The 7,244-nt window shown below is 34.0% G+C and carries 7 protein-coding genes and 1 pseudogene; 3 read left to right on the top strand and 5 right to left on the bottom strand.

Annotated elements, in window-relative coordinates; translation table 11 throughout:
• On the bottom strand, nt 1–596 hold a 596-nt coding region (locus ACFFLE_RS07940), incomplete at its 3' end, for a transposase (RefSeq protein ID WP_380570601.1).
• Between the two features lie 58 nt (nt 597–654).
• On the opposite strand from ACFFLE_RS07940, the gene ACFFLE_RS07935 reads away from it, so the two are divergent.
• Nucleotides 655–813, top strand: coding sequence for a hypothetical protein (locus ACFFLE_RS07935; RefSeq protein WP_380570603.1), 159 nt, complete (start codon nt 655–657; stop codon nt 811–813).
• Nucleotides 814–828: 15 nt separating this feature from the next.
• On the opposite strand, the pseudogene ACFFLE_RS07930 reads toward ACFFLE_RS07935, so the two are convergent.
• Nucleotides 829–1,050, bottom strand: a pseudogene (locus tag ACFFLE_RS07930) (transposase family protein); the annotation flags it as partial.
• A gap of 102 nt (nt 1,051–1,152) precedes the next feature.
• On the opposite strand from ACFFLE_RS07930, the gene ACFFLE_RS07925 reads away from it, so the two are divergent.
• Both ACFFLE_RS07925 and ACFFLE_RS07920 read left to right on the top strand, forming a co-directional pair.
• Nucleotides 1,153–1,251 carry an IS3 family transposase gene (locus ACFFLE_RS07925; protein ID WP_380570602.1) on the top strand — a complete coding sequence of 33 codons (99 nt, stop codon included), beginning with the start codon at nt 1,153–1,155 and terminating at the stop codon, nt 1,249–1,251.
• An 877-nt stretch (nt 1,252–2,128) separates the two neighbouring features.
• Nucleotides 2,129–3,613 (top strand): glycosyltransferase, encoded by a 1,485-nt coding sequence (locus tag ACFFLE_RS07920; RefSeq protein ID WP_380570600.1) that lies wholly within the window; start codon nt 2,129–2,131, stop codon nt 3,611–3,613.
• Nucleotides 3,614–3,768: 155 nt separating this feature from the next.
• Here ACFFLE_RS07920 and tarL read toward each other — a convergent pair whose 3' ends face one another.
• The 3 genes from tarL to ACFFLE_RS07905 are packed head-to-tail and all read right to left on the bottom strand — an operon-like array spanning nt 3,769 to nt 7,222.
• Nucleotides 3,769–5,457 carry a teichoic acid ribitol-phosphate polymerase TarL gene (gene tarL, locus ACFFLE_RS07915; protein WP_380570598.1) on the bottom strand — a complete coding sequence of 563 codons (1,689 nt, stop codon included), beginning with the start codon at nt 5,455–5,457 and terminating at the stop codon, nt 3,769–3,771.
• Nucleotides 5,458–5,484: 27 nt separating this feature from the next.
• Entirely contained in the window at nt 5,485–6,513 is a 1,029-nt protein-coding gene (locus ACFFLE_RS07910; RefSeq protein WP_380570597.1) for a zinc-binding dehydrogenase, read from the bottom strand.
• Complete coding sequence (locus ACFFLE_RS07905) at nt 6,506–7,222, bottom strand: D-ribitol-5-phosphate cytidylyltransferase (RefSeq protein WP_380570596.1); 717 nt, start codon at nt 7,220–7,222, stop codon at nt 6,506–6,508. The genes ACFFLE_RS07910 and ACFFLE_RS07905 overlap by 8 nt, the downstream gene beginning before the upstream one ends.
• Nucleotides 7,223–7,244: the final 22 nt, after the last annotated feature.

Here is a 7,244-nt window from a genome sequence, read left to right as displayed (position 1 = left end):
ATTGCCCGAACGGAATCGCCGTCCGCCTCCCAGTGAATGACCGATTTGTGAAAGGCATCCAGCAGTTTGGACCGTTTCTGGCGGGTCGTGTCCGGCACCCCTGTCATCCCAAGGTATCGCTCGACCGTCTTCCAGTGTAGATTGAACTGCCGGGAAAGCCGGGAGATTGAATACCCTTGTGCATGGTACTTCTGGAGTGTCCGGGCCTGTGCCCATTTCCTTTGGGCATTTTCCAAGCGGTGATGCTCAGCTTTGGTCTGAGGCGGAGGAACTGGCGGCGGTGATCGCATGCCGAGGTCAATGCGTACCGGCAACACTTTCCTTATAATCCGATCATGTAGGGTCCAGAGGTTCTGAATCAGATGGAACCGGTCATGGATCTGAATGACGGCCGGGGCATGGGTCGTGATGATGTCCTGAAAACGCACATATCTATCTCGGGTGATGTGGGTCAGCTCCGGATGCCCCTGAATCCATTGGGCCAATGTGGCCGTTTCCCGGTCGGGCAGGAGATCAATCGGATGATGTGTGACGGCATCGCAGATCAGAATGCCATACCGATACCCTTTTCGCCAGGCGAAATCATCGATGCCCACAAAAGGGGCTTTGCGGAACAGGCATCTCTGTTTTATGAATCAGGCGCAGCAGTGTGTCATGGCTGACCGGCATCCCAAGCTGCCGGGTGACAGTTTCTCCTTGGACACAGCTGCTGGAGAAAGCAATGGTCCGCAGTGCTTCATCCAGACGAATCGTCCGCTGGCCATAAGGGACCAGCCAGTCAAAGCGTTCCGTAAATACCTTTGTGGCGCATAATGCATTCGAACAGAACCATTTCCGGGCTTTCAGATACAGTTGAACGCGTCGCCCCTGGATGGGCAGGTCATCTATGACCCGCATGTAGGCACTGTGTCGCTGAGAGGTAATGGAATGGCAGTGGGGACAACGGCCTGTGTGCGTATCCAATGTAATGACATATGATACAATATCCTCTGTTTTCACATAGGAGAGTACAGTCAAGCGAGGGTCTAAATCAGTGAAATGATCATACATGGTCACCATTCCTTTTTACTGATACATACCCGTTTCTCCCCAACTTAGCGTAAGAGCCATTTTTATTTTGCCCTTAACCTACAATTTTAAGTTGCCCTTGACATCACATACTACAATAGAGAACGGATGAAAGAGAAAATGGGCTGGCTGAGTCCGGTACAGTACAGGGAACAACAAGCGCGCCAGTTGATAGGTGTATAAAAATTAGAGCAGATTTCTCTGCTCTAAAAATTTAACTTTCTGGGATCATCTTATTTAGTATCGTTGATAGCATTCATTATGATACCTATTAATATATTCATTCACTTTATGCTTGAGTTCATCTAGGAATTCCCAAGATTTATAGTAGTCGGTCTTTCAAGGATTCAAAATGTCAGACCATAGAAACATTATCCTGATAGTTTCTCAAGCGCGACATGGACTATGCAAACCTTATTAAAATAGTAGAATATATAGGTCGTTTACAGAGTTAAACTAAAAGTTCAGTAACAGTTTATATCAATAGTTATATGGGTACATATAAATTAATAATCTCGTACCCTAATCATCAGAGAGTTTTATATTTAAAATATAAACACTAAGTAGTTCTTGTTATTGTCAAATGATATTATAAAGCTTTATTTGTTCTATCTATCAAAATAATAAACTGTTGCAAAGAACGTGTAGTCGGAGAAATTTTTGAATAGAATAACTATAAAAGAGAGAATGATAACAAGAAGTACAATAGTGGACTTTAGTAAAAATATTACAAGAGTTTTCAGTGGATATCATGACATTGTTGTTATCTTGAAAACTTTAAAGACTATTTTACAATATTTTTCGAGTGATTCTGACTTAATCAAAGTAAAGAATATTAGTCGGCATTTATACTAAAAATTTAAATTGTTATACTGTTTTTATTATCTTTTCATACCTCTGACTTAATAACAAATCAATGTATTACTGCGAAAGCATATATTGCTTAAACCATGGGCTCTATTCAAATTAATCTATCTTTATATCTTCATTAATGTTAAGAAACTATGTAGTTAGAAAGCTTTTGTGTTACTGAGTACAAAAAACCAATAGGGGGCTAATTATGAATAATGTATTTATGATCGTTCACGAATTAAACGTGAACAAAGGTGGTATGACCACAGCTATGTTAACCAGAAGCAAAATGTTTCATGCTAATAATGTTAATGCTAATATCGTCACATTTGATTATAAAGTCAATTATGATAATATTATTCATTCGCTAATGAAACAAGATAAAATGAGCAAAAATACTAAAATGTTCAATCTTTTTCAGTATTATGAAAAGAAATCTTCATCAAAAAAGATTAAACATAATAAAAAATTATATAATTTGTTTAATAATTTTTTTAAAGACACAATAGAAATTAAAGAAGATAAAAAAACTTCAAAATTCTTAGATAAGACGACAGGACAATATAAAGCTAGGAAAAAATTATTGGATTCAGAACAAACAATTGTTGATTTATATAACAATAATAAAAGATATAGAAGAGTTCATTTAAAAAACGAAAAAATTCATCGCATAAATATATTTAATTACGACAATAAAGTTTTATTTGAAACATTCTATGATAGGAAAGGATTTCCATATATTTCAAGGAATATTAACCCTAAAAATGGAAATGTAGGAGTGACATATCTACTCGTTGATAAAATACAATTCAGTAGTAACTTGAATGTGTGTTCTCATTTCTTGAGAGAGATAGTTAAAGATAATTCAGAGAACATAATGATTTGTGATGGGCCAGGAAGTTTTCCAAGAATGTTAAATACTAGCCATAAAAATGCGAAAAAATTTGCAGTCATACATGTTAATCATTATAAAAATTTTAATACTGATGGGTCTAAAAAGATAAAGGAAGATTATATTATTAATAATGCTGACAATATTGATGGCGTGATTGTGCTAACTGATGCTCAGAGAAAAGATATAAAGGAAGAATACTCAGTTAATAATATATATGCAATCAGTAACTTTATAAATAATTTTGAAAAAGAAAGTGATTTTGCAAATAATAAAATAGTTGGGCATATCTCTAGGATAGTTGCGACAAAAGGTGTTCATCATTTAATTGATGTAGCAGAATTAGTTGTCAAAGAAGATGAAGAAGTTGAATTTCATATTTATGGCGAAGGCCCAGAAAAAGATAGAGTTAGGAAACTTATCAACAAAAAAAATTTAAATGATAATGTGAAACTCTTAGGTTATACTTCTAAACCACAGCAAGTAATCAATCAGTTTCAATGCGTTTTGTCTACCTCTCAGTATGAAGGGCAAGGACTTAGCATGATAGAGGCTATGTTACTTCAAAGACCTGTTATTGCCTTTGACATTAACTATGGTCCAAATGAATTTATCAAAAATGATATCAATGGTTATTTAATACCTAATTTAGATATTCAAGAAATGGCAGATAAGATATTAGAACTAGTAAATGATGATGATTTAACAAAAAAGTTAGGTAAAGAAGCGAGAAATACCATTATTGAAAAATATTCTAGCGAAAAAATCATGGATAAATGGCAAGTCCTTTTTGATAAATAATAAATATTATAGCAATGAAATTACATTAATAAACCTAAAATAATCCCCTAAAGTAATTTTCAAATAACTGCTTTAGGGGTAAATAAATAATTATATATTTTCGGTGAATTTGGCCTTATTCGAATCATCATTAAACTAATAGTTTAAAAATTACATTAATAGTTAAAAATATTGCGTATAACTCTTTCACTTGATTTTCCGTCTTGATACTTAAAGTGTTTATTCAAGAAAGGAACCACTTTTTCTTCTTCATAATCTTCATTATCCAAGGCAGTAATCAATTCATCAAATGTTTCAACAATTTTCCCAGGAACAAATGATTCGTATGGTTCGTAGAAATCACGTGACGTTACATAGTCTTCTAGATCAAATGCATAGAAAAGCATTGGACGTTTAAATAATGCAAATTCATAAACAAGGGATGAGTAATCGCTAATTAGGATATCAGTGACAAACAGTAAATCATTCACTTCTCTGTAATCTGAGACATCAACAAAATACTGTTCATACTCTGTGGGTATATTTAATTTATTCTTTACAAATGGATGCATTTTGAATAATACAACTGTATTAGTTTCGCGACAATAGCGAGCAAGTCTTACAAAATCAATTTTAAAAAATGGATAGTGTGCTGTATTGTGACCATTTCCCCTGAAAGTAGGGGCAAACAAAATTACATTTTTATCTTTTATTATAGGGAGATCATTCTCCATATGAGCTACTATATTCTTTTTGTAGTTTTCATCAAAGAAAATATCGGTTCTTGGTACACCAGTTGGAATTATATTTTCTTCTTTTACTCCAAATGCTTCTCCGTAAAAAGGGACATCATTTTCAGAAGATACGGTTACTTTTGTATAGTTCCTGTGATTTACTGAGTTAAAGAAGGGTCCGCCTTTTTTACCTGTACGGCTGAAACCAACAGTTTTGAATGCACCTACAGCATGCCAAACTTGTATGATTTCTTGATTGTTTCTGAATTTCATATTGTAAAGTAATGGATGATAATCATCTAAAAATATATAATCTGATTTCCCCAATAAATAGGGGAACCTGAATTTGTCTATAAATCTCCTTCTTGCTGAAATACTTGATTTAAATATAGAATGGATTTTATATTTTTTATCTAGATTTTGTCTAAGCATTTCATTATAAATAAATTCAAAGTTTCCAGACATTCTTGGTCTAGAGTCCGAAGTGAATAGCACTGTATTACCTTTTTTCATATTAAAGAATTTAGTAACATTGAATATAAGTTTGAATAAAAAATCTCGAATTTTGAAAGAATTTTTATTATATTTTTTTTTGATATTCTTGATTTTTGATGAGAGCATACTCTCTTTAGGTCTTGGTTTATTAAACTTAATATCTAGCACAAATTCATTAACTTCTTTAGAAATTTTTGGTGTCACACTGTAACTTATCGTCTTGGAATTACCACCTTTTTTAAATTGATGCTTAAAGTTATTTAAAAGGTAGTTTTTCTTGTCGTTGACGGTTACAAATGAAACATAACGCTCTAATTGGTTTTCATCCAATTCATAGTTTAAAGGGTCAAGTAATTCTTGGTTTACATGAGCAATATGATCAAGATCCCCTTTAAAAATCATTAAATATTGCCCTGTAGGTAAATAATTACCATCATCCAAGATTGCTATATTAAAACGTGCTTTATAATTGTTACCGTCAATCATCACATCATTTGCTTCCACTTCTTTTGTTTCAGTTAAATTTCTTAATATTACTTTTTTATCTCTTATATCAATGTCATTGGTATGACCTTCGATGAAAAGCTGAATTCTCTCCCAATACATATTATCTATCTGTACATTGTAATGATTCAACCTACTATTTCACTCCTTCTCTATGTTTTACATGGTCCACTTAATTACTGTTTTACCCCAAGATGTCGATAAATCTTCCTCAAATGCCATTACAACATCATTAATAGTTTTAACTTCGAATTCATTACCCTTTAGAAGTGATAATTTATCAATAACATCAGGGTGATCTTTATAAAATTTGGCGACATCCCTAAAATCTTGGGCACTGCTACGACTACTGCCAAACATCGTTAAGCCTTTTTCGAGTACAAGGCGTGTATTTATTTCTATTGGATATTCACTTACACCTAAAAGACTTATTGTTCCCTCCGGTGAGATTAATTCAATCATCTGATCTACGGCAGATTGGCTGCCTTTACCTCCTACACATTCAAAACCATGATCAAATGTGACGTCTTCAGGTATCTCGTGAATGTTATAAACTTCTTCAATAAATGAGAAATGGCTTAATTTATAGGCCGTTTTACCAAATGCATAAATTTTAGCATCCGGATAAAGTTTGTTTAATAGAATAGCTGTAATATATCCCAGGTTGCCATCTCCCCAAATACCAAAACTGTTCTTATTAGCATTGGACCTGCTGTCAAAACGTTGAATCGCATGCCAACTTACACTGACCAATTCAGAATAAGCGACAGTACTTAGATCTTTGATGCTTTCATCCAATCTAACAACTCTGTCATGCTCCATAAAGACATAGTCTTGCATAAATCCATCAAAACCGCTTGACCTGAATTTACTGCTAGGTAAGTAGTTCTCAGCTATAACAGGGTCGTTTTCAATAGGGGTGTTGGGAACCATAATGACTTTTGTCCCAACCTCATATTTACCTTTATTATCATAAACTATTTCCCCAACACCTTCATGGATGAGGGACATTGGAAGTTTCTTTTTCAAAACTTTTTTATCTCTGGTGCCTGTATAATATCTCTGATCAGCTGCACAAATAGATAAGTATAATGGCCTTACAACAACTTTATCACCTTTAACATCTTCATTATTATAAGTGACTTCGAACTGTCTTGGAGACACTAGTTGGTACAGCTGGTTAATCACTAGACATCCCTCCTTTTATGATTGAGTTCGCGACTTTAAGATCATAAGGTGTCGTTATTTTAATATTAAATAACTCGCCTGCAACCAATTTTACTTTTTTATCGGCTACAACTAGAATTTTGCATGCATCAGTCATTATTTTTTTATCTTCATCTGATAATCTGTTATAAGAATCTCTCAATAGATTAATATTGAAAGATTGAGGTGTTTGTCCCTGATACATTTCATTCCTTACGGGGATTGATTTTATAGAATCCCCGTCTGTTGAAGTAACGATTGTATCTATTGCAGTGATTACAGTATCTACTGCACCATGCTCCAATACGTTTGCAATATTTTCTTTAATAATACGATGGGTCAGAAATGGTCTAACAGCGTCATGGGTAACAATTACATCTTCAGGAGTAATGCCATCCTGGTCTTCTATTACATTGATAATATTCATAATTGTTTCATTTCGATCAGAGCCACCTTCAACTACATTAATTCTCTCATCGTTAATATTGTGTTTCCTTAATGTATCTCTTGTATGGGCAATCCACTTTTGAGGTGTGGCGATTAAAATTTTATCAAATTCACTTGTCAGTAAAAATTTTTCAACTGTATGAACAAGTATAGGCTTTCCATCTAAATCTAAAAATTGTTTAGGAAGTGGGACATTCCCCATCCTCGAACCTATTCCCCCAGCCAATATACCAGCATAAATCATATAGTCATCTTCTCCTTTGTAA

Source organism: Salinicoccus siamensis (assembly GCF_042429615.1).
GTDB classification, from domain to species: Bacteria; Bacillota; Bacilli; order Staphylococcales; family Salinicoccaceae; genus Salinicoccus; species Salinicoccus siamensis.
Note: the sequence above shows the minus strand (reverse complement) of the source record. Positions and strands in the feature narration are given on the sequence as shown.